Origin of the sequence: Streptomyces sp. NPDC048636 (assembly GCF_040650655.1) — a bacterium.
Taxonomy (GTDB): domain Bacteria; phylum Actinomycetota; class Actinomycetes; order Streptomycetales; family Streptomycetaceae; genus Streptomyces.
In genome coordinates this window covers 192,329-214,135 of the sequence record NZ_JBEZHR010000001.1, presented here as the reverse complement: position 1 = coordinate 214,135, position 21,807 = coordinate 192,329, and the positions used below count along the sequence as shown (strand labels likewise).

The window sequence follows — 21,807 nt, the reverse complement described above, 5'->3', positions numbered from 1 at the left end:
GCTTCCCCGCACGGAGCACCCTCCGTTGGGGAGACTGTGACCATGAGGACTGCCTACAGCGTCGAGACCGTACGGGCCGCGGAACGGGAGCTTATGGCGCGGCTGCCGGACGGCGCGCTCATGCGGCGCGCGGCCGCCGGACTGGCCGCGGCCTGCGCCGATCTACTGCGCCGGGTGTCCGGGGCCCGGGTGGCCGTACTGGCCGGAAGCGGGGACAACGGGGGTGACGCGCTGTACGCGGGCGCCCTGCTGGCCCGGCGCGGCGCCGGGGTCACGGCGGTGCTGCTGGCCCCGGACCGGGCCCATCCGGGCGGACTGCGCGCGCTGCTGGCGGCGGGCGGACGGGCGGTACCCGCCGATGACGAACGGGCCGAACCGGCCGTGGCCCGCGCCGGACTGGTGCTGGACGGCGTCGTGGGCATCGGCGGCAAGGGCGGGCTGCGGGCCGAGGCCGAACGGCTGACGCGGGCGGTGCGCGGCACGGTCGTCGCGGTGGATCTGCCGAGCGGGGTGGACGCCGACACCGGCGAGGTGAGGGGCGCGGCCGTGCGCGCCGACGCCACGGTCACCTTCGGCACGTACAAACCGGGGCTGCTGATCGACCCGGCCCGTGGCCACGCGGGGGCGCTGCGGCTGATCGGCATCGGCCTGGAGCCGTATCTGCCGCCGGTGCCGGACGCGGAGGCGCTCCAGCACGAGGATGTGGCGGCGCTGCTGCCCCGGCCCTCGGCGGAGAGCGACAAGTACCGGCGCGGGGTGGTCGGGGTGGTGGCGGGCTCCGCCCGCTATCCGGGCGCCGCGGTGCTGGCCGTCGCGGGCGCGCTGCGGGGCGGCGCGGGAGCGGTGCGCTATGTGGGCCCGGCGGCCGACGCGGTCATCGCCCGCTTCCCCGAGACGCTGGTGCACGCCGGTCCCCCGGCGAAGGCGGGCCGGGTCCAGGCGTGGGCGGTCGGCCCCGGCCTGGGCGACGGCGCGGCCGCCCGGCACTCGCTGGAGGACGTGCTCGCCTCGGATGTCCCCGTCCTGGTCGACGCCGACGGGCTGCGCCTCCTGCCGCCCGGCGATCTGCGCGAGCGCGCGGCGCCCACGGTGCTGACCCCGCACGCGGGCGAGGCCGCGGCCCTGCTCGGCGTCTCCCGCGAGGAGGTGGAGTCGGGGCGGCTGGCTGCGGTGCGGGAGCTGGCCGGGCGCTACGGCGCCACGGTGCTCCTGAAGGGGTCCACCACCCTGGTGACGGACGAGGCGGGTCCGGTACGGGTCAACCCCACCGGCACCGGCTGGCTCGCCACGGCGGGCAGCGGGGACGTGCTGTCCGGGCTGACGGGCTCACTGCTCGCGGCGGGCCTCACCGCCGCCGACGCGGCCTCCGCCGGTGCCTACCTCCACGGTCTGGCGGCCCGCCGCGCGTCGGGCCCGCACGGTGCGCCGATCGCGGCGGACGACGTGGCGACGGCGCTGCCGGAGGCGTGGCGGGACGTCATGGCGTGACGGTACGCGGCGCCATGACCCGGATCACCGGGGCGGCCGGGTTGGAGGCGGCGCTCCGACGGGGTGGCCGGTGGCCGACCGGACAAAACCGGTGGCAGTCCGCGCGGCGGTCCGTAGCGTAGGCCGTATGACCGCCCTGAGCCTGGACCGCTACGCCGCCGAAATCGTCGCGCAGACCGAGCACTTGAGGCAGTGCGCCCGGGACGCCGATCTGAACGCCCCGGTGCCCAGCTGCCCGGAGTGGACCCTCGGCCAGCTGCTGCGCCATGTGAACGGTGCGCACCGCTGGGCCGAGGAAGCCGTCCGCAGCCGGTCGACGGAACCGGTCTCCGACGAGCTGGTCAACGACGTCCCGCGGCTCGCCGACGAGAAGAACGGGGAGGCGCTGGACGCCCGTCTCGCCGACGGGGCCGCCCGGTTGGCGGACACCCTGCGCGCGGCCGGGCCCGACCTGCCGGTGTGGACGCCGGGACCCGGCGGCACCTCGATGTTCTGGGCCCGCCGGATGGCCCATGAGACCGCCCTGCACCGAGCGGACGCCGCCCTGACCGTGGGCGCGGAGTACACCCTCGACGAGGAGTTGGCGGACGACGCGCTCGACGAGTGGATGGACTTCGGCACGTTGCCGGAAGCGTACGAATCCGAGCCGCCGCTGCTCGGCCCCGGCCGGACCCTCCAGTTCCATGCCACGGACACCGGGGCGCACCGGCTGGTCGACCTCACCGGGACCGCCCCGGTCTGGCGCCGTACGGAGGAGGCGGCGGCGGTGACCGTACACGGTCCGCTGACCGAACTCCTGCTGCTGGTCTACCGGCGGCCCGCGCCGCGCACCGAAGTCCTCGGCGACACCGCCCTGCTGGAGCAGTGGCTGACGCGGACCGGCTTCTGGCTGGAGTGACAGAGGAGGGACGGCCCCGGGACGGCGGTCAGAGCTGCCGGAGGTGGTCCCGCAGAGTGCGGGCGACGTGGGACATCAGGGCCTCGGCGCCGGGCTGGCGGCTGGCCGGCACCACCGACTCGGTCAGTACGGCGATGGCGAAGCTCTGGCCGTCCGCGTGCTCCACCACACCGATCTCATGGCGGAGGTTGAGGAGGGTGCCGGTTTTGGAGGACCACGTGGTGGCGTCCGAGCCGAAGTCCGGGGCGAGGCGGTGCCGCATCAGGTTGTGGGCCATCAGACCGCGGACCCGCTCGGCCACCTCCGGGTGGATCGCCGACGGTGTCCACAGGGCTTGCAGCAGATCGGCCCAGGCGCGGGCGCTGCCGGTGTTGGCGCGGGTGGTGTCGAGCTGCGGCACCCGGTGGCCGCGGCCGGAGGTGCCCGCGTCGATGGCGAGGGCGTGGGCGAGATGGGCCTGTGTGCTGTCGAAGCGTTCCTCCGGGGTGTCGGACAGCTCCCGCATGGTGTGCCGGACGGTGATGCCGTGCAGCCCGAGCTCCTGGAGGATCCGTCCGACGTGGTCGGGCGGGGTGAGCGCGAACAGCGCGTCGGCGGCGGTTCCGTCGCTGACGCAGGTGCTCAGATAGACCAGGTCGTCGAGGGCGATCCGGGCGGGGTGGCGGAACCGGCTCAGCCCGGTCGGGCCGGGGGTGGTGATCCGGCCGGGCCGCACCTCCAGCGGGGTCGCCCCGTCGAGTTCTCCGCGCCGGACGCGCTCGGCCGTGGCCAGCGCGAGCGGGACCTTCACCAGGGAGGCGGACGGCAGTTGGGCATCGGGTTCGATGCCCAGCTCCTCACCGGTGCGCAGATCCCGGACCAGCAGATAGCCGCGCAGACCGCCGTCGCGCAGCTGGTCGCGCATCTCGCGCAGCAGCGCCTCGGTCATGTCACGACTCCCTCGGTGGACGGTGCGGCGCCCAGGCAGCGCGCCAGCGCGTCGCCCAGACGGTCCTGGATGTGCTGGGGGTTACCGGCCGCGGCGGCGGTGACGGCGTAGCCCCGGGTGAGCGCGAGTTCGCCGATGGGCCGCCAGTGCAGGGCGAGTTCCCGGGCCTGTACGGGTGAGCAGAGCAGCAGGTCGGCCGAGCACAGGACATCCGCCGCCGCGGTGGTGAGGTCATCGGCGACCACGAGCTGGGCGGGCCGCAGCCCGACGGCGTCCCGTAGCCGGGTCAGCGGATCGCGGATGTGCGGAACGTCGTCCTCCGGCTGGATCCGGATCCGGCGGGGCGGTTCGGGGGCGCCCCGGCCCACCCGCAGGGTCTCCAGGTAGACACGCCTGACGCCGGGGTCCCCGGCCCCGGCCAGTCCGAGCGGCACCGACCACAGCGCCTCGTCCGGCGGCACCGGCAGCAGGGCGGCCCGTACCTGCTGGGAGCGGACCAGCTCCTCGCGAAGGCGCGGTGGCGCGAACCGGAGGTCGAGGGTGACCCCGTGCCCCCGCGCGTCGGCCACCAGCCGGGCGAGGTCGACGGTGGAGCAGATACCGGGCATCGCCAGCCGCCACGGTTTGCGCTTGGCGGCCTCCGCCTCGTGGTGCAGCACATCGGCCGCCAGCACGAGCTGCCGGGCCGCCGGGAGCAGATCCCGGCCGAACGGGGTGAGGACCGCCCGCCGTGAGGTGCGCTCGAACAGCCGCTCACCGAAGTGGGCTTCCAGTGCGGCGATGCGGCGGCTGGCCACCGGCTGGGACATCCGGGCGGCGGCCGCCCCGACGGTGAAACTGCCGCGCTCGCTCACGCTCACGAAGGCACGGCACGCTCCCACCAGATCCACAGCCGCCACTCTAGGCCCGCCGTCATGTCATTTCCTCATGGAAACCCGCAAAAGCGTATTGGACCGTATGACCGCGGCCGACAAGGGTGATCAGGACGCCATCCCCGTCGTTCCACCCACCGTGTGCCCCGTACGACGGGGCCGGTCAGGAGGTCCCGGACCATGCGCCAGACCCGCTTCCGGCGCGCCCTTCGCGGCGCGCTCGCCACCCTCGTCCTCGTCCCGCTGGCGGCCTGCGGCCAGGACGACTCCCCGAAGTCCACCTCGAAGGCGTCCTCGAAGGCGGCGGAGCCCGCCTCCGCCCGCGCGTCCACCGATGAGTTCAAGAAGCTGGAGAAGAAGTTCGACGCACGGCTCGGGGTCTACGCCATCGACACCGGGACCGGGCGCGAGGTGGCCTACCACGACGGCGCGCGCTTCCCCTTCGCCTCCACCTTCAAGGCCATGGCCGCCGGAACCGTCCTGCGCGAACGCTCGCTCAAGGGGATGGACAAGAAGATCAGGTACACCAAGGACGATCTGGCCGCCTACTCCCCGATCACCGAGAAGCACCTCGGCACCGGGATGACCCTGGGCGAGTTGTGCGACGCCGCCGTCCGCTACAGCGACAACACCGCGGCCAATCTGATCCTCGCCGAACTCGGCGGCCCCAAGGCCCTCGACGCCGCACTGGAGAAGATGGGCGACCACACCACCCGGATGGAGCGGCGCGAACCGGAGCTGAACGACTGGGACCCGAAGAACACCCGGGACACCACCACCCCGCGGGCGTTCGCCAAGGACCTGCGCGCCTTCGTCCTCGGCGATGTACTCGGCAAGCCCGAGCGCGCCCGGCTCACCACCTGGCTGCGGAAGAACACCACGGGCGCGACGACCATCCGGGCGGGCGTGCCGAAGACATGGACGGTCGGCGACAAGACCGGCACCGGCAGCACCTACGGCTCCCGCAACGACATCGCGGTGGTGTGGCGGCCGGGCGCGGCCCCGATCGTCGTGGCGATCATGTCCAACCGCACCGCGAAGGACGCCGAGCCCGACGACAAGCTGCTGGCGCGGGCGGCCGGGGTGGTGGCCGACACCCTCGGATAGCGGTCCGGCCCCGTCCGGCAGGGCCGGGAGGTCAGCCCTCGGCGATCACCACCGCGGAGGCGACCCCCGCGTCATGGCTCAGCGAGATATGCCAGCCGCGTACGCCCAGCTCCGCGGCGCGCGCCGCGACCGTGCCACGGACGGTGAGCCGCGGCCGGCCGGAGTCCTCGGTCACCACCTCGGCGTCCGTCCAGCGCAGTCCGCCCGGCGCGCCCAGCGACTTGGCCAGCGCCTCCTTGGCGGCGAACCGGGCGGCGAGCGACGCGATCCCGCGCCGCTCGCCGCTCGGCAGCGTCAGCTCGTCCGCCACGAACAGCCGCTCCGCCAGCCCCGGCGTACGCCGCAGGGCATCGGCGAAACGGTCGATCTCGGCCACGTCGATACCGACACCGATGATCACGGGATCACGATCACTCGACGGTCACCGACTTGGCCAGGTTGCGCGGCTGGTCGACCTCGTTGCCGCGGGCGGTCGCCAGTTCACAGGCGAAGACCTGGAGCGGCACGGTGGCCACCAGCGGCTGGAGCAGGGTCGGGGTCCGGGGGATCTCGATCAGATGGTCGGCGTAGGGCGCCACCGCCTCGTCACCGCGCTCGGCGATCACGATCGTGCGGGCACCGCGCGCCCGGATCTCCTGGATATTGGAGACGATCTTGTCGTGGAGCAGCGACCGCCCTCGCGGCGACGGCACCACGACCACCACCGGCACGTCCTGCTCGATCAGCGCGATCGGACCGTGCTTCAGCTCACCGGCGGCGAACCCCTCGGCGTGCATATACGCCAGCTCCTTGAGCTTGAGCGCACCCTCCAGCGCCACCGGGAAGCCCACATGACGCCCGAGGAAGAGCACCGTGTTCTTGTTCGCGAGGGTGCGGGCCAGCTCGCGCACCGGCTCCATCGTCTCCAGGACCTCTTCCACCTGGGTGGCGATCTCCGAGAGCTCACGGATCACCGAGAGGATCTCGTCGCCCCATTTGGTGCCGCGCACCTGGCCCAGATAGAGCGCCACCAGGTAGCAGGCCACCAGCTGGGTGAGGAACGCCTTGGTCGAGGCGACCGCGACCTCGGGCCCGGCGTGGGTGTAGAGCACCGCGTCGGACTCGCGCGGGATGGTCGAACCGTTGGTGTTGCAGATCGCCAGCACCTTGGCGCCCTGTTCGCGGGCGTGCCGCAGCGCCATCAGGGTGTCCATGGTCTCGCCGGACTGCGAGATGGCGATGACCAGGGTGCGCTGGTCCAGGATCGGGTCCCGGTAGCGGAACTCGCTCGCCAGCTCCGTCTCACAGGGGATCCGCGTCCAGTGCTCGATGGCGTACTTCGCGATCATCCCGGCGTGGTAAGCGGTCCCGCACGCGACGATCACGACCTTGCTCACCTCGCGCAGCACGGACGCGGGGATCCGCACCTCGTCCAGGCAGAGGCTGCCGGACAGATCGATCCGGCCGAGCAGGGTGTCCGCGACGGCCTTCGGCTGCTCGGCGATCTCCTTGAGCATGAAGTAGTCGTAGCCGCCCTTCTCGGCGGCGGAGGCGTCCCAGTCCACGTGGTACGGGCGGACCTCGGCGGGCTGCCCGTGGAAGTCGGTGACCGTCACCCCGTCCCGGCGGGCCTCGACCACCTGGTCCTGGCCCAGCTCGATGGCCTCGCGGGTGTGCGCGATGAACGCGGCCACATCGGAGGCGAGGAACGCCTCGTCCTCGCCGACCCCGACCACCAGCGGCGAGTTCCGCCGCGCCCCGACCACCACATCGGGCGCGTCCGCGTGCACCGCGACCAGGGTGAAGGCGCCCTCCAGCTGACGGCACACCTGGCGCATCGCCTCGGCCAGGTCACCGCAGGAGGAGAAGGACTCGGCGAGCAGATGCGCCACGACCTCGGTATCGGTCTCCGAGGTGAGCTCATGACCGCGCTCGGCCAACTCGGCGCGCAGCACCGCGAAGTTCTCGATGATGCCGTTGTGGACCACGGAGACCCGGCCCGCGTTGTCCAGGTGCGGATGGGCGTTGGCGTCGGTCGGACCGCCGTGGGTCGCCCACCGGGTGTGGCCGATCCCGGTGCTGCCGCTGGGCAGCGGCCGGTCGGCCAGCTCCTTCTCCAGATTGGCGAGCTTGCCCGCCTTCTTGGCGGAGGCAAGCCCCCCGTCGGCGAGCACGGCCACCCCGGCCGAGTCATAGCCGCGGTACTCGAGCCGCTTGAGACCGGCCAGGACGACATCGAGGGCGGACTGCCCTCCCACATAACCAACGATTCCGCACATGAAGGCAGCGTACGACCCACCCCTACGGGGACGGACGACGGCCCGCGCATCAGCCACCGGCCACGCGGCGGAGAAGCCCTGACAGAGGCGCCCGGGACTGCCCGGGGTGACCGACCCCACGCCTCCTCCCGCCCCACAGTTCCGGGCCCAGCCCCGACAATGAAGGTGTGATCACGTCAACCGCGCGCGATGCGCGCACCGTGCGCGCGCCGCAGCGGCGGGGCGAGGCCAGCCCGTACGTGGATCTCTCACGCTCGGAGTGGAGCGCGCTGCGGGACAAGACACCGCTGCCGCTGACCGCCGAGGAGGTCGAGCGGCTTCGGGGGCTGGGCGACGTCATCGACCTCGATGAGGTGCGGGATGTCTATCTGCCGCTGTCCCGGCTGCTCAACCTCTATGTCGCGGCCACCGGACGGCTGCGCGGCGCGCTCAACACCTTCCTCGGCGACACCAAGAAGGGCAGTGGCACCCAGCCCGGCACCCCCTTCGTCATCGGGGTGGCGGGCAGTGTCGCGGTCGGCAAGTCCACCACCGCCCGGCTGCTCCAGGCGCTGCTGGCCCGCTGGCCGGAGCATCCGCGGGTGGAGCTGATCACCACCGACGGTTTCCTCTATCCCAACGCCGAGCTGCACCGGCGCGGGCTGATGTCCCGCAAGGGGTTCCCCGAGTCCTACGACCGCAGGGCGCTGACCCGCTTCGTCGCCGATGTGAAGGCGGGCCGGGCGGAGGTCACCGCGCCGGTCTACTCGCATCTGATCTACGACATCGTCCCGGACGAGCGGCTGACCGTGCACCGCCCCGACATCCTGATCGTCGAGGGGCTCAATGTGCTGCAACCGGCCCTGCCGGGGACGGACGGGCGGACCCGGGTCGGGCTCGCCGACTTCTTCGACTTCAGCGTCTACGTGGACGCGCGGACCTCGGATATCGAGAGCTGGTACCTCGGCCGCTTCCGGAAGCTGCGCGAGACCGCCTTCCAGGACCCGTCCTCGTACTTCCGCAAGTACACCCAGGTCTCCGAGGAGGAGGCGCTGGACTACGGCCGGATGATCTGGCGGACCATCAATAAGCCCAACCTCCAGCAGAACGTGCAGCCCACCCGCGGGCGTGCCACGCTCGTGCTCCGCAAGGGGCCCGACCACAAGGTGCAGCGGCTTTCCCTGCGCAAACTCTGAGGAGCCCGCCCGTGCTGCATCTGCGGCTGATCGTCCCGGCCGACCGCACCGACGCGGTGGTGCGCACCGTGGAGGACACCGTCGGCACCACCCATCTGGTGGTGCTGCCCGGCGCCGCGCGCGAGCCCGCGGGGGACCTCGTGATGTGCGACGTGGCGCGGGAGTCGGCCGACCCGCTGATCGACGAACTGCGCGGTCTGGGGCTCGACGAGGACGGGGCGATCACCGCCGAGAACATCGATCTGTCGCTGTCCAGACGCGCCGACGCCGCCGAGGACGAGGCGCCGGGCGAGGGCGCGGACGCGGTGGTGTGGGAACAGCTCGCGGAGGCCACCCACGAGGAGTCCACGCTCTCCATCACCTATCTCGCCTTCCTCGTCCTGGCGACGATGATCGCGGCCTGCGGCGTGGTGCTGGACAACGCGATCCTGATCGTGGGCGCGATGGCGGTCGGCCCGGAGTTCGGCCCGCTGGCCGGGCTGTGCACGGCGCTGGTCCAGCGGGCCCCCCGGCTGGCCGCCCGTTCGGCGGTCGCGCTGCTGGTGGGGTTCGCGGCGGCGATGGCGCTGACCACGGCGTTCAGCATGGTGATGGACGCGGTCGGGCTGTTCGACCGGGAGATGCTGGAGGGGGACCGCCCGAACACCGACTTCATCTGGAACCCGGACCTGTTCTCGCTCGTGGTGGCCGTGCTCGCGGGGATCGCCGGAACGCTCTCGCTGACGTCGGCGAAGTCGGGGGCGCTGGTGGGGGTGGCGATCTCGGTGACCACGGTCCCGGCGGCGGCCAACGCGGCGGTGGCGCTGGGGTACGGCGACATCGACCAGATGACGGGGTCGAGCGAACAGCTGTTGGTGAACCTGGCGGGGATCGTGGCGGCGGGCACGCTGACGCTGCTGGCGCAGAAGGCGCTCTGGGGCAGACAGCACCGGCGGACCCCGCGCCGGGGGTAGCCGAGAGGCGCCGGGAGCGGAACGCGCGGAGGGGTCGCCGTACCGGCGGCCCCTCCGGGGTGTGCGGCGTACGGACTAGCCCAGGGCCGACTTCACGGCGTCGGCGAGGCGGCCGGCCACGGAGCGGGCCTGGTCGATATCGGCGGCCTCGACCATCACGCGGACCAGCGGCTCGGTGCCGGAGGGGCGCAGCAGGACCCGGCCGGTCTCACCGAGCTCGCGCTCGGCCTCGGCGACCGCGGCGGCCAGGTCGCCGCTGGAGGCGACGCGGGACTTGTCCACGTCCGGAACGTTGATCAGTACCTGCGGCAACCGCTCCATGACGCCCGCGAGATCGGCCAGGGTGCGGCCGGTGGCGGCGACGCGGGCGGCCAGCAGCAGCCCGGTGAGGGTGCCGTCACCGGTCGTGGCGTGGTCCAGGACGATCACATGGCCGGACTGCTCGCCGCCCAGCGCGTAGTCATGGCGCTTCATCTCCTCCAGCACATAGCGGTCGCCGACCGCCGTCTGGACGAGCTGGAGCCCCTCCCTCCGCATGGCCAGCTTGAAGCCGAGGTTGGACATCACGGTGCCGACCACCGTGTCGTGGCGCAGGGTTCCCGCCTCGCGCATGGCGAGGGCGAGGACGGCGAGGATCTGATCGCCGTCGATCTCACGGCCCGTGGCGTCCACGGCCAGGCAGCGGTCGGCGTCGCCGTCGTGGGCCACGCCGAGGTCGGCGTGGTGCTCGACCACGGCGGCCTGGAGCTCGGCCAGGTGGGTGGAGCCGTGGCCGTCGTTGATGTTGAGCCCGTCCGGTTCGGCGCCGATGGTGACGACCTCGGCCCCGGCCTGGGCGAACGCCTCCGGGGAGACCCGGGAGGCGGCACCGTGGGCGCCGTCGATGACGACCTTGAGCCCGTCGAGCCGGTTGGGCAGCACGCTGACGAGGTGGGCGACGTAGTTGTCGAAGCCCTCCTCGTAGTCCCGGACCCGGCCCACTCCGGCGCCGGTCGGCCGGTCCCACGGCTCACCGGAGGCATGGGCGCGGTAGGTGGCCTCGATCCGGTCCTCCAGCTCGTCGGCCAGTTTGCGACCGCCGCGGGCGAAGAACTTGATGCCGTTGTCGGGCATCGGGTTGTGGCTGGCGGAGAGCATCACCCCGAGGTCCGCGTCGAGCGCACCGGTGAGATGCGCGACGGCGGGCGTCGGCAGCACGCCCACCCGCAGGACGTCCACCCCGGCACTGGCCAGCCCCGCCACCATGGCGGCCTCCAGGAACTCCCCGGACGCGCGCGGATCCCGCCCGACCACGGCCACCGGCCGATGGCCCTCGAAGGTTCCCGCTTCGGCGAGCACGTGCGCCGCCGCGACCGACAGGCCGAGCGCCATCTCAGCCGTCAGGCCGGCGTTCGCGACACCGCGTACACCATCCGTACCGAAGAGTCGTCCCACTGGTGTCCTCCGAGATTACGAGCTGGGGGGCAGGAGCTTGCTTGTAGGTATACGCCCCCTGCTGGCGATAGCCGAACGCCCCGGGGCACGGGTGGTGCCGCCGGGGCGTTCGAATGAACAGCGATTCCGCTGGGCCGATGGGCTCGGGCGGATTAGCGCTTGCTGTACTGCGGCGCCTTGCGGGCCTTCTTCAGACCGGCCTTCTTGCGCTCGGTGGCGCGGTCGTCACGGGTCAGGAAGCCGGCCTTCTTCAGCGGGCCGCGGTTGTTGTCCACGTCCGCCTCGTTCAGCGCGCGGGCGATGCCCAGGCGCAGCGCACCGGCCTGACCGGAGACGCCGCCACCCGAGATACGGGCGACAACGTCGTAGCGGTCGTCCAGCTCGAGCACCTTGAAGGGCTCGTTGACTTCCTGCTGGTGCACCTTGTTGGGGAAGTACTCCTCAAGAGTACGACCGTTGATCTTCCACTGCCCGCTGCCCGGCACGATGCGGACGCGCGCGACGGCGTTCTTGCGGCGCCCGGTGCCGGCGGCCGGCTGCGGGTCACCGAAACGGGAGGCGAGCGACTCGGAGGTGTACTCCGACTCGACCGTCTCGACGCTCTCGGTGGTGTACTCCTCGACCTCGACGGGGGTCTCGGCGGTGGTCTCGGCCACGATGCTCCTCAGATTCTTTTCGTCTTAGGGGGTGGCCGGGACTACTGCGCGACCTGGGTGATGTCGAACGGGACCGGCTGCTGAGCGGTGTGCGGGTGCTGGTCACCCGAGTACACCTTCAGCTTCGAGAGCATCTGACGGCCCAGGGTGTTCTTGGGGAGCATGCCCTTGATGGCCTTCTCGACGGCCTTCTCCGGGTTCTTCGACAGCAGCTCGTCGTAGCGGACGGAACGCAGACCACCCGGGTATCCGGAGTGGCGGTACGCCAGCTTCTGGGTCCGCTTGTTGCCGGAGAGGTGCACCTTGTCGGCGTTGATGATGATGACGAAGTCACCAGTGTCGACATGCGGCGCGTATACGGGCTTGTGCTTGCCCCGCAGGAGGGTGGCAGCCTGGGTTGCCAGGCGGCCCAGGACGACGTCGGCGGCGTCGATGACGTGCCACTGACGCTGAACGTCGCCGGGCTTGGGGCTGTACGTACGCACGGTCGTAGCCTTCGCTTCTTCAGTGAGTGGGGTCTCCCCGGATCCGCGAGGACCGAGGGGACGGGTCCGGACAAGGCCACCCGGACGATCACGACAGCCTTGGCCGCACCTCGGTGACGCATACCGGGTGCTTGCCGCTGGTCATCGGCCCGGTGGACCGGCGTAACGGCCTCTCACGTGAGAACGAGCAAGCCAATACGCATAACGAACTGGCAGAATACCGGCCCGCACCCGGACGGGTCAAAACACCCCCCGTACCGCGCGGGCACACCCCGGCCACTCAGCGTTTACGCGCCACCCGCGCCTCGTCCCAGACCGGCTCCGGGACCTCGCGGACCCGCCCGTCCGCGCCGAAGACCAGGAAGCGGTCGAAGGAGCGGGCGAACCAGCGGTCGTGGGTGACGGACAGCACCGTGCCGTCATAGCGCTCCAGTCCCTCCTGGAGCGCCTCGGCGCTCTCCAGGTCCAGATTGTCCGTCGGCTCGTCCAGCAGCAGGGCGGTGGTCCCGGCCAGCTCCAGCAGCAGGATCTGGAAGCGGGCCTGCTGTCCGCCGGAGAGCTTGTCGAAGGGCTGGTCGCCCTGGCGCTCCAGCTCGTAGCGGCGCAGCGCGCTCATGGCGGCGCCCCGGTCCCGGGCGTGCTCGGTCCACAGGATGTCCACCAGGGTGCGCCCGACCAGCTCCGGGTGGGCGTGGGTCTGCGCGAAGTGGCCGGGGACCACCCGGGCGCCCAGCTTCCACGCACCGGTGTGCGCCACGTCCTCGCCCGCCAGCAGCCGCAGGAAGTGCGACTTCCCGGAGCCGTTGCTGCCCAGCACCGCGACCCGCTCGCCGTAGAAGACCTCCAGGTCGAAGGGGTGCATCAGCCCGGTGAGCTCCAGCCCCCGGCAGGTGACCGCGCGCACTCCGGTGCGGCCGCCCTTGAGCCGCATCCGGATGTCCTGCTCACGCGGCGGCTCCTGCGGCGGGCCCGCCTCCTCGAACTTCCGCAGCCGGGTCTTGGCGGCCTGGTAGCGCCCGGCCATGTCCGAGTTGTACGCGGCCTTCTGCTTCAAGGTGAGCATCAGGCGGCGCAGCTTGGCGTGCTCCTCGTCCCAGCGGCGGCGCAGCTCCTCGAAGCGGGCGAAGCGCTCCTTGCGGGCCTGGTGGTAGCTGCCGAAGCCGCCACCGTGCACCCAGACGTCACTGCCCGCCGGGCTGGGCTCGACGCTGATGATCTTCTCGGCGGCGCGGACCAGCAGCTCCCGGTCGTGGGAGACGAACAACACGGTCTTCTTGGTCTCCCGCAGCCGCTCCTCCAGCCAGCGCTTGCCCGGGACGTCCAGATAGTTGTCCGGCTCGTCCAGCAGCAGCACCTCGTCGGTGCCGCGCAGCAGCGACTCCAGGACCAGCCGCTTCTGCTCCCCGCCGGAGAGGGTGCGCACCTCACGCCACTGGGCGCGTTCGTAGGGGACGCCGAGGGCGGCCGCGGTGCACATGTCCCACACCGTCTCGGTCTCATAGCCACCGGCCTCCGCCCAGTCGCTGAGCGCCTGGGCGTATGCCATCTGGGCGGGCTCGTCGTCCCGCGTCATGATCGCGTACTCGGCGTCGTCCACGGCCTTCGCGGCCTGGCGGATCCGCGGCCGGGCGACGGACACCAGCAGGTCGCGCACGGTCCGCTCGTCCCGTACGGACCCCACGAACTGCGGCATCACCCCGAGGCCACCGCTGGCGGTCACCGCCCCGCCGTGCGGCTGGAGCTCTCCGGCGATCAGCCGCAGCAGGGTGGTCTTGCCCGCGCCGTTGGCCCCGACGAGCGCGACCGCGGCGCCCTCGCCGACCCGGAAGGAGACATCGCCGAGCAGCACCCGTCCGTCGGGCAGGTAGTACTCCAGGTGTGCCGCTTCCAGATGTCCCATGCCCGGATTGTGACCTCGGGGCCCTCGACCGGCCAACCGGTTTATGAGCTGCGCGGATTAAGATGCGCGCCATGAGCTTTGGGCAAGGGGGACCGTACGGGCCCAGGGGTGGGGCGCCTCAGCCGCCGACGCCGGACTGGAACGCGCTGGCGGACAACACCGCCGCGCGCGGCAGACGCCGCAAATGGCTGCTGGCCGGTGGTGGAGTGCTGGCCACGGGCGCCGTGGCGGCGATCGTGGCGATCGCGGTGACCAGCGGCGACGACAAGGGTTCGGGCTCCGGCAGCTCGGCGAGCCGGCTGCCCACACCGCAGGATCTGCCCAGCGAGTCACCGACACCGGAACCCAGCTTCTCCGATGTGGCGCCGCCGGCACCGCCGAAGCCGCTGGACATCATCTCCAGTGCGAAGCGGGACAAGGCGCCGCTCAGCGCGGGGACCCTGTTCCCGGACAAGAAGGCCGTCACCCAGGGGCGCGGCTATACGAGGGCGGCCACCTCGGCCACCTCCGCCTGCGCCTCGGTGGCCCAGAGCGGGCTCGGCCCGGCGCTCACCGGCAACGGCTGCCGCAAGCTCTTCCGCGCGAGCTACTCCCGGGACGGGGTCGCGGTCACCGTCGGCATCGCCGTCTTCGACACCAAGGACGCGGCGGAGAAGGCGAAGAAGCAGGCCGAGGGAGGGGTCGCGGCGCTGTCCGGGGGCGGTGTGAACCACTGCCACGGACCGGTGTGCCGCAGGTCCACCAACGCCATCGGCCGCTATGCCTACTTCACGATATCCGGCTACACCTCGGGCAAGTCGGTGACCAATGCGGACACCAAGGCGCTGGGGGCCGGGCGCGATCTCGCCGACTACGCGTTCCGCCGCATCCTGGCCCGGGGCAACGCACAGGCGTCGGCGGCGGCCTCGGCCACCGGCTGAACGCCCGCGCCGCCCCGGACCGGACCGGAGGGCGCGGCGCGGGAGGGACGGGTCAGCGGGCCCGGCTCAGGAGGCGTTCGCCTTCCCGATCTTGGTGACCTGTGCCTTCAACAGCTCCACGGGAACATCGGACTTGCTGGGGTCCGTCAGGTTCACCCCGAAGAACACGCTCAGCTGGGAACCGGTGCGCGCCACGGCGAACTTCACCACGGCCTTCTCCCGGCTCGCGTCGACCAGGCTGAAGGACAGCGACTCGTCGCCCACCTTCGGGTCGGTCTCCGGGGTCACCTTGGCGACGTCGGACTTCTTCCCGGAGCCGTCCTTGGCCGCGAATCCGCCCTGGCAGGCCGAGACGGCGGCGCGCAGATCCTTGACCGTGGTCCGCGCGTCGTCGCCGCCGTAGGCGGAGAGCCGGATCATGCCGGAGCCGCCCAGCTTGTCGCCCTGGGACTGGGCGTAGGTCCGGTAGACGGAGGCCTTCGGGGCGGGGTCGAAGGAGGCGCCCATCAGCGAGGCGATCGGCTGGCAGGCGGACTTCTCCGCCTTGGCCGCGCCGCCGTCGGAGAACTCCTTCTCCGACAGCTTCTGGATCTGGAAGCCCTTGATGTCGGCCTTGGTCACGGCGGCCTTCTCCAGCTGCGCCGCGGACAGCGGCTTACCCGCCGCGGACTGGCCTTCCTTGACGCCGCCCCCCTTGGCGCCCCCGTCGCCACTGTCGTCGTCGCCGCACCCCGTCACCAGACCGAGTGCCGCGACCATCGCCGCGGCCGCGACAACAACACGCGTACCAGACTTCATCACGATTTTGTCCATCCTTGATTGACGCCCCCGCCCACTTACTTCGGGTCATCCAACAACGGACGGGCGCGCAGACCAAGGGAATTCCCTCACGATCCGGTATCGCCCGTTCCTGCGCGGACCTCCGGGACCGTCCGACAGTTGTATGGTGCGTCCGCATTGTGGTGTATGCCCCTTCACGCCTGGCAGGAGCAACTTCTCCGGCCACCACCGGTCTTACCGACCGACCACCGGGCTCATCCGGAAAGGGGGCACGCCGCGGCAGCCGCACCGGGCCGCGCGGACATCACCATGAAGATTTCTTTTCTGCTGCACAACGCCTATGGGATCGGCGGCACCATCCGGTCGACCTTCAACGTGGCCGGGGCGCTCGCCGCCCGGCACAGCGTGGAGATCGTCTCCGTCATCCGCACCGTCGACACCCCGAGCCTCCCCCTCCACCCGGCCGTCCGGCTCAGACCCCTGATCGACCAACGCCCGGCGCCCGACGGCGGATCGACCGATCTCGGCCATCCGCTGCTCACTCGGCCCAGCGCCCATGTCCCCGCCGCCGAGGCGAACGGCACGGTCAACTTCAACGCGCTCACCGACGAGCGCCTCGCCGCCCATCTCCACGGCACCGACGCGGACGTGGTCATCGCCACCCGCCCCGGCCTCGTCATCTGCCTCGCCGCCCTGGGGCGGGAAGGGCGCTATCTGCGGATCGGCCAGGAGCACCGGCTCTACGGCACCCACCGGGCCGAGATCCGCGCCGCCTGCGACACCGCGATCGCCCGGCTCGACGCGCACACCGCCGTCTCCGAGGCCGACGCCGCCACCCACCGCGCCCGGCTGCCCGGGATCGCCACCCGGCTGACCGCCCTGCCCAACGCCGTACCCGCCACCGGTGTCGAACCCTCCGACGGCCGGGCCAAACTGGTCGTCGCCGCCGGGCGGCTGATCCCGGTCAAACGCTATGACCTGCTGGTCGACGCCTGGGCCACGGTCGCCGCCGAACACCCCGACTGGCGGCTGCGGATCTACGGCCGCGGCCCCCAACAGCCCGCGCTGCGCCGCCGGATCGACGGCCTCGGCCTGACCGGGCGGATCACCCTGATGGGCGCCCACTCCCCCATCGAGACCGAATGGGCCAAGGGCGCGATCGCCGCCGTCACCTCCCGCGAGGAGTCCTTCGGCATGACGATCGTGGAGGCCATGCACTGCGGAGTGCCCGTCGTCGCCACCGACTGCCCGCACGGCCCCGGCGAGATCATCACCGACGGCCGGGACGGGCTGCTGGTCCCGCCCGGTGACGCCGACGGCATCGCCAAGGGGCTGCTCACCCTGATCGAGGACGACGCGCTGCGCCGCGCCATGGCCGGCGCGGCCCGTGAGTCCGCCCGGCGGTACGCGCCGGAACGGGTGGCCGCCGCATACGAGGAACTCTTCGCCGAACTCCGCGCCGCACGCGGCACACCGGCCCCCGCGACCGCCGCCACCCGGTATACCACCGGCGCCTTCCTACCGGGCGCCGCGGGCGCGGGACGCCCGGCCGGTACCCCGCTGGCCTCCCTCAAGGGCGCGGTCAGAGCGCTGATCCGCAAACCGCTGCGCCCCGTCGCGGGCTGCCGGGTCACCCCCGACGGACGGCTGGTGTTACGCGTCGAGCCCGACGGCGTCCACGGCAGCGGTCTCGCGCTCACCCTCACCCGCCGCGCCACCGACGACGGCGGCGGCGGCGAACCGGTCCGGGTGCCCCTTCTCCCCCCGGCCGCGCCCGCCGAGCCGTGGACGGCGACCCTCGACCGCGGCGCCCTGGACCTCGCCGAGGGCCGCTGGGACCTCCATGTCGTACGCCCCTCCGACGGTGCCCGCCGCCGCGTCCGGTGCGCCTACGCGGAAGGGCGCGGGCTGCTCGGCCTGGAGCCGCTGCCCGGCTCGCCGTTCTGCTGGTGGATCCCCTATCCGACCGTCGACGGCCATCTCGCGCTGCGCGCCTGGCGCCGCCCGTGCCACGCCGAAGCACGGGAGATCCAGGCCGGGCCGGACGGACTCACCGTCGAAGGCACGCTGCACGGTGTGCTCTTCGGCCCCGGCGCCGCCCCGCGGGCCGTCGCCACCCCCCGCGGCGGCTGCCGCGCCCTGTACGCGGACGTCACCGTCCTGGACCGCGGACGGTTCCGCTTCACCCTCCCCTACGCACACGTCCACGCCGCCCGCGACGACGGCACCGGATCCGCGGAGTGGGGGCTGACGCTGCGTAAGTCCCCCGACTCCACCGTGCCGATCTCCCTCGGCCGGATCACCGGTGATGTGCTCGACCGCGACCGGACCGACCTGTACCCGGCGGCACACGGGGTGCGCCCCTATCTCACCCGGGCCGGTGACCTGGCCATCGCATGCCCCGCCACGGTGAATTGAGGCAGCCAACCGAACGGAGTTTGTTTGGCCCGGCCCACCCCGGTAACACTCGGTGATATCAGCCTCGAGCGAGGAAACCTCTGCGGAAGGCATAACGATGTCAACAGTTACGCTCGTCATCCTGGTGGCGGCCCTGGGAGCCATGGCGGCGCTGGCGTTCGCCCCCGCGGTCCGCCAGAGCGGCCGCAGCGGTCTGATGAACCGGTTCGGCCCCGAATACGCCCGGGCCGTCTCCCGGCACAACGGCGATGAGAAAGCTGCCCAGTGGGAGCTGAGCGAGCGGGTCCGGCACTACGGCAATCTGCCGATACAGCGCCTGTCACCGGAGGCCCGTGAGCAGTACGCGGCACGGTGGGCGGGTCTTCAGGAGCAGTTCGTCGACGCCCCCGCCCACGCGCTGCGGGAAGCCGACCGGCTGCTCGGTGAGTTGGCCGTCGAGCGCGGTTACGGCTCGGAGTCCCACGAGGAGCAGGTGGACGCGATGTCCGTCCGCCACGCCCATGTTGTCGACGGCTACCGTCAGCTGCATCTGATGGCCGCGCGGACGCGTGGCGGCGGACAGGTCGAGACGGAGCGGATGCGGGAGGCCCTGGTCTCCGCCCGCGCCCTGTTCGAGGAGCTGGTCCGCTCCCAGCCCCATGACAAGGGTCCGCGCCGCCGGTACCCGTCGCGGCGGCCGGTGCTGCCGCGGCAGAGCCGGGGCGGTCAGCGCACCGGCCGGATCCCGGGGCAGCGGCTGGGCCCGGCCCGGTGATCACCCGGCCGCCGGCGGCTGATCGGGTGATCAGCCGCCGGTGAGCCGGACGGCCAGGGCGAGGGTGTCGTCCGGATGGAGGATCACGGTGTGCATATCCCCGGCGATCGCGCCGGGGATATCCGCCGTCGGACGGTCCCGATGGCTTCGCGCCGCCTCGATCAGCCGCTTCTCGCCCTCGATCGGGTCCCTCCGGCTCTCGGTGAGCCCGTCGGTGTAGAGCAGCAGGAGGTCGCCCGGGGCCAGCCGCTCGCTGAGCAACCGGTCGCTGCCGGGCAGCGGAAAACCGATTCCGCGCCCACGGGCCTCCAGATAACGGGCCGTTCCGTCCTCCCGCAGCAGCAGCGCGGGGGGATGGCTGCCGTTGGCCACCCGTAGCTCACCGGTGGCCGGATTCACCCGGGCCAGCAGCACGGTGGCCATCACACTCCGGTCGAAGGGCAGCAGGATCTCATCGGTCCGCGCCACGATCGACTGGAGGTGGTGGCCCTCCAGGGCCAGGGTGCGCACCGCGTGGGTGACATTGAGCGCGCTGCGCGTACTGGTCACCCCGTGGCCGAGGGCGTCCACGATGGTGATGTGGACGGTGCCGTCGGGCAGGACGAACCAGTCGTAGAGGTCCCCGCCGGTGGGGGCGTCGGTGCCCGCGGGCGCGTAGTGGACGGCGAGTTCGAGCCCCTCGACCTCCAGCGGGGAGGGGCGCAGCGCGTCCTCGAGCTCGCGCAGGGTCTGGCCGTGGGCGGTGCGCAACTGCTCGTCGCGCTCGTCGAGCTGGACGTAGAGCGCGAGAACCCCGCTGTTGGTCTCCTCCAGTTCGTCCTTCAGCCTGCGGTGCTCGGCGGTGAGTCCGTCGGCGCGGGCCATCACCGCCCGCAGTTCCTCGTCGGCGAGCGCGGCGTCGTCGGCCGGACCGCTGCCGTTGGCGGAGCCGCCCGCGGGGCCGGCGCCGGAAGGGCCGCCCTTGGGTGCGGGTGCCGCCGCGCGGGCCGGAACCCGCCACACCACGTCCAGGCCGTGCACCGCGTCGGCGGGCAGCGGCAGCTCGGTCACCGAGCGCGGGGCCGGGGGGCGGGTGGTGCGCAGGGTGACCGTGAGCAGGCCGAGCCCGCTGCCGCGCGCGTTCCGGTCCGGTTCGAACGACCAGGTCACGCTGGTGCCCTCGGCCGTCCGTACGGCCTCCGCCGCGACCTCGGTGGCCGACAGCACCAGCCGCCCCCGCAGCACGGGGTCCAGGCCGTGCTCCCGGGCCAGCCGCCGTATGGCCCGGCTCAGCTCCGCCTTGGTGGCGCATCCGGCGGTCCGGGTCGTCATGGAAGCCTCGGTGTCTGTGGGGACCGGGTCGCGAGGACGGTCGCGTCATCGCGCAGCCGGCGATGGCCATGGGCGAGCGCCGCGGACAGCAGGGGCGGCGGAAGGCGGAGCAGGGAGGGCGACGGCTCGCGTGCCCAGCCGCAGTCGATGCCGTCGCTGTACAGCACCACCGTGGCGCCCGGTGGCACCGCGAAGCCGTGGGCCCGCGGCGTCGGCATGCTCCAGCCGACCACCCCGGGCTGTCCGGTCAGCCGGTTGCGCACCCCCTCATGGGAGAGGGTCAGCGCGCGGACGTTGCCGATCCCGCAGTAGTCGGCGCCCTCCGGGCGCAGCCGCAGCAGCCCGACGGCCGCGCCGCGGGTACGGCGCAGCGCGCGGTTCATGGCGGTGAGCAGCTCGGGCAGCGGCCGTCCGGGGTCGGCGAGGAACGACCGCAGCGCCGCCTGGGACGCCTCGGCCGCCTGCGGGCCGTGGCCCAGCCCGTCCACGACGACCGCGGTGCGGGTCTCCCCGGTCTGGACGGCGGCGCGGGCGTCACCGCACTCCTCCTCGCCGTCCACCGCCAGACACACCGAGCCCACGTCCTGGAACCCGGTCTCGCGCTCGCCGGGCGGGGTGAGCCGGGCGCAGGCCCAGGTCCCCCCGCCACCACCGGTCCCGGTGCGGATGAGGAAGTGCGTGGCCAGCCTGCTCACCGCGCCCAGCCCCACCCCCAGCGTTCCCGCCGTGGTGTAGCCGTCGGACAGACAGCGCTCCAGCTCCGGCATCCCCGGGCCGCGGTCGGCGGCCAGTATCTCCACCCCGGCGCCGAACGGGGTCGGCTGGATGTAGAGCGTGCCGTCGCTGGCGTGCTTGTCGAGGTTGCTCGCCAGCTCCGACGCGATCACCGCCGCCTGGTCGGGCAGCGCACCCGGCAGCCCGCGCTCCCGCGCCACATCGCGCGCGGTCGCCGCGGCCAGGTGCACCGCGCTGTGGTGGTCGATCCGTACGGCGGCGGTGGGCGAGGTGCTGGTGCGGATCACCGGGCCGTCCAGCGGGTGACGGTCACCACGGTGCCCTCGCCGGGGCCGGTCCGCACCGTGAAGTCGTCCATCAGCCGCCGGGCGCCGCCCAGTCCGTGACCCAGACCCGAGCCCGTGGTGAAGCCGTCGGTCAGCGCCGCGTCCAGATCCGCGATACCCGGTCCGTCGTCCTGGACCACCAGCCGCAGTCCCCGGGCGCCCGGACGCCGCGGATACTCGAGGGTGACGGTGCCACCGCCGCCGTGGACATACGCGTTACGGGCCAGCTCGCTCGCCGCGGTGACCACCCGGGTCTGGTCCACAAGACCGAAGCCGACCTCCACGGTGGCCGCGCGTACCGCGTGCCGGACCGTCAGCAGGTCCTCCTCGGTCCGCACCACATGGGTGGTCGGCGCGGGCGCCCCCTCCTCCGCGACCGTGGGCACCGCCGTCACCCACGACGCCAGGG

At 72.6% G+C, this 21,807-nt stretch carries 20 protein-coding genes; 8 read left to right on the top strand and 12 right to left on the bottom strand.

Annotated elements, in window-relative coordinates:
- Positions 1-42 precede the first annotated feature (42 nt).
- Together AB0C66_RS01065 and AB0C66_RS01060 are read left to right on the top strand one after the other, a co-directional pair.
- The gene (locus AB0C66_RS01065) at positions 43-1,488 is read left to right on the top strand and encodes an NAD(P)H-hydrate dehydratase (protein ID WP_362431197.1); all 1,446 of its coding nucleotides are present in this window, start codon (positions 43-45) and stop codon (positions 1,486-1,488) included.
- A 127-nt stretch (positions 1,489-1,615) separates the two neighbouring features.
- Complete coding sequence (locus AB0C66_RS01060) at positions 1,616-2,386, top strand: maleylpyruvate isomerase family mycothiol-dependent enzyme (RefSeq protein WP_362431195.1); 771 nt, start codon at positions 1,616-1,618, stop codon at positions 2,384-2,386.
- A gap of 28 nt (positions 2,387-2,414) precedes the next feature.
- On the opposite strand, the gene AB0C66_RS01055 is transcribed toward AB0C66_RS01060, so the two are convergent.
- The gene (locus tag AB0C66_RS01055) at positions 2,415-3,314 is read right to left on the bottom strand and encodes a serine hydrolase (RefSeq protein WP_362431192.1); all 900 of its coding nucleotides are present in this window, start codon (positions 3,312-3,314) and stop codon (positions 2,415-2,417) included.
- On the bottom strand, positions 3,311-4,204 hold the full coding sequence (locus tag AB0C66_RS01050) for a LysR family transcriptional regulator (RefSeq protein ID WP_362431190.1): 894 nt from the start codon (positions 4,202-4,204) through the stop codon (positions 3,311-3,313). Before AB0C66_RS01050 ends, AB0C66_RS01055 begins: the two co-directional genes overlap by 4 nt.
- 162 nt (positions 4,205-4,366) lie before the next feature.
- On the opposite strand from AB0C66_RS01050, the gene bla reads away from it, so the two are divergent.
- On the top strand, positions 4,367-5,293 hold the full coding sequence (gene bla, locus AB0C66_RS01045; RefSeq protein ID WP_362431188.1) for a class A beta-lactamase: 927 nt from the start codon (positions 4,367-4,369) through the stop codon (positions 5,291-5,293).
- 31 nt (positions 5,294-5,324) lie between these two features.
- Here the strand turns inward: bla and AB0C66_RS01040 are convergent, their stop codons facing one another.
- Both AB0C66_RS01040 and glmS read right to left on the bottom strand, forming a co-directional pair.
- The gene (locus tag AB0C66_RS01040) at positions 5,325-5,693 is read right to left on the bottom strand and encodes a holo-ACP synthase (RefSeq protein WP_362431186.1); all 369 of its coding nucleotides are present in this window, start codon (positions 5,691-5,693) and stop codon (positions 5,325-5,327) included.
- Between the two features lie 10 nt (positions 5,694-5,703).
- Entirely contained in the window at positions 5,704-7,551 is a 1,848-nt protein-coding gene (gene glmS, locus AB0C66_RS01035; RefSeq protein ID WP_362431183.1) for a glutamine--fructose-6-phosphate transaminase (isomerizing), read from the bottom strand.
- Between the two features lie 167 nt (positions 7,552-7,718).
- On the opposite strand from glmS, the gene coaA reads away from it, so the two are divergent.
- Both coaA and AB0C66_RS01025 read left to right on the top strand, forming a co-directional pair.
- Positions 7,719-8,726: a type I pantothenate kinase gene (gene coaA, locus AB0C66_RS01030; RefSeq protein ID WP_362431181.1), complete on the top strand. Its 1,008-nt coding sequence runs from the start codon at positions 7,719-7,721 to the stop codon at positions 8,724-8,726.
- Between the two features lie 11 nt (positions 8,727-8,737).
- Positions 8,738-9,679 (top strand): DUF389 domain-containing protein, encoded by a 942-nt coding sequence (locus AB0C66_RS01025; RefSeq protein WP_362431178.1) that lies wholly within the window; start codon positions 8,738-8,740, stop codon positions 9,677-9,679.
- Between the two features lie 75 nt (positions 9,680-9,754).
- Here the strand turns inward: AB0C66_RS01025 and glmM are convergent, their stop codons facing one another.
- From glmM to AB0C66_RS01005, 4 genes are all read right to left on the bottom strand, one after another.
- Positions 9,755-11,113: a phosphoglucosamine mutase gene (glmM, locus tag AB0C66_RS01020; protein WP_362431176.1), complete on the bottom strand. Its 1,359-nt coding sequence runs from the start codon at positions 11,111-11,113 to the stop codon at positions 9,755-9,757.
- A gap of 152 nt (positions 11,114-11,265) precedes the next feature.
- Positions 11,266-11,769: a 30S ribosomal protein S9 gene (gene rpsI / locus AB0C66_RS01015; protein ID WP_362431174.1), complete on the bottom strand. Its 504-nt coding sequence runs from the start codon at positions 11,767-11,769 to the stop codon at positions 11,266-11,268.
- A gap of 41 nt (positions 11,770-11,810) precedes the next feature.
- Positions 11,811-12,254, bottom strand: coding sequence for a 50S ribosomal protein L13 (rplM, locus tag AB0C66_RS01010; protein WP_362431172.1), 444 nt, complete (start codon positions 12,252-12,254; stop codon positions 11,811-11,813).
- A gap of 280 nt (positions 12,255-12,534) precedes the next feature.
- Positions 12,535-14,154 carry an ATP-binding cassette domain-containing protein gene (locus AB0C66_RS01005; protein ID WP_362431169.1) on the bottom strand — a complete coding sequence of 540 codons (1,620 nt, stop codon included), beginning with the start codon at positions 14,152-14,154 and terminating at the stop codon, positions 12,535-12,537.
- 71 nt (positions 14,155-14,225) lie between these two features.
- Between AB0C66_RS01005 and AB0C66_RS01000 the strand changes: the two genes are divergently transcribed.
- Positions 14,226-15,074 (top strand): hypothetical protein, encoded by an 849-nt coding sequence (locus AB0C66_RS01000; protein WP_362431167.1) that lies wholly within the window; start codon positions 14,226-14,228, stop codon positions 15,072-15,074.
- Between the two features lie 66 nt (positions 15,075-15,140).
- Here AB0C66_RS01000 and AB0C66_RS00995 read toward each other — a convergent pair whose 3' ends face one another.
- Positions 15,141-15,872, bottom strand: coding sequence for a hypothetical protein (locus AB0C66_RS00995; protein ID WP_362431164.1), 732 nt, complete (start codon positions 15,870-15,872; stop codon positions 15,141-15,143).
- A 291-nt stretch (positions 15,873-16,163) separates the two neighbouring features.
- Here AB0C66_RS00995 and AB0C66_RS00990 point away from each other — a divergent pair, with 291 nt between their 5' ends.
- Complete coding sequence (locus AB0C66_RS00990) at positions 16,164-18,272, top strand: glycosyltransferase family 4 protein (RefSeq protein WP_362431161.1); 2,109 nt, start codon at positions 16,164-16,166, stop codon at positions 18,270-18,272.
- 97 nt (positions 18,273-18,369) lie between these two features.
- The gene (locus AB0C66_RS00985) at positions 18,370-19,026 is read left to right on the top strand and encodes a hypothetical protein (RefSeq protein ID WP_362431159.1); all 657 of its coding nucleotides are present in this window, start codon (positions 18,370-18,372) and stop codon (positions 19,024-19,026) included.
- Positions 19,027-19,056: 30 nt separating this feature from the next.
- Here AB0C66_RS00985 and AB0C66_RS00980 read toward each other — a convergent pair whose 3' ends face one another.
- From AB0C66_RS00980 to AB0C66_RS00970, 3 genes are read right to left on the bottom strand one after another with little or no spacing between them, the layout of a single operon-like run.
- Entirely contained in the window at positions 19,057-20,337 is a 1,281-nt protein-coding gene (locus AB0C66_RS00980) for a PP2C family protein-serine/threonine phosphatase (protein ID WP_362431156.1), read from the bottom strand.
- On the bottom strand, positions 20,334-21,359 hold the full coding sequence (locus AB0C66_RS00975) for a SpoIIE family protein phosphatase (protein ID WP_362431154.1): 1,026 nt from the start codon (positions 21,357-21,359) through the stop codon (positions 20,334-20,336). Before AB0C66_RS00975 ends, AB0C66_RS00980 begins: the two co-directional genes overlap by 4 nt.
- The gene (locus AB0C66_RS00970; RefSeq protein ID WP_362433273.1) at positions 21,356-21,793 is read right to left on the bottom strand and encodes an ATP-binding protein; all 438 of its coding nucleotides are present in this window, start codon (positions 21,791-21,793) and stop codon (positions 21,356-21,358) included. Before AB0C66_RS00970 ends, AB0C66_RS00975 begins: the two co-directional genes overlap by 4 nt.
- Between the last annotated feature and the right edge of the window lie 14 nt (positions 21,794-21,807).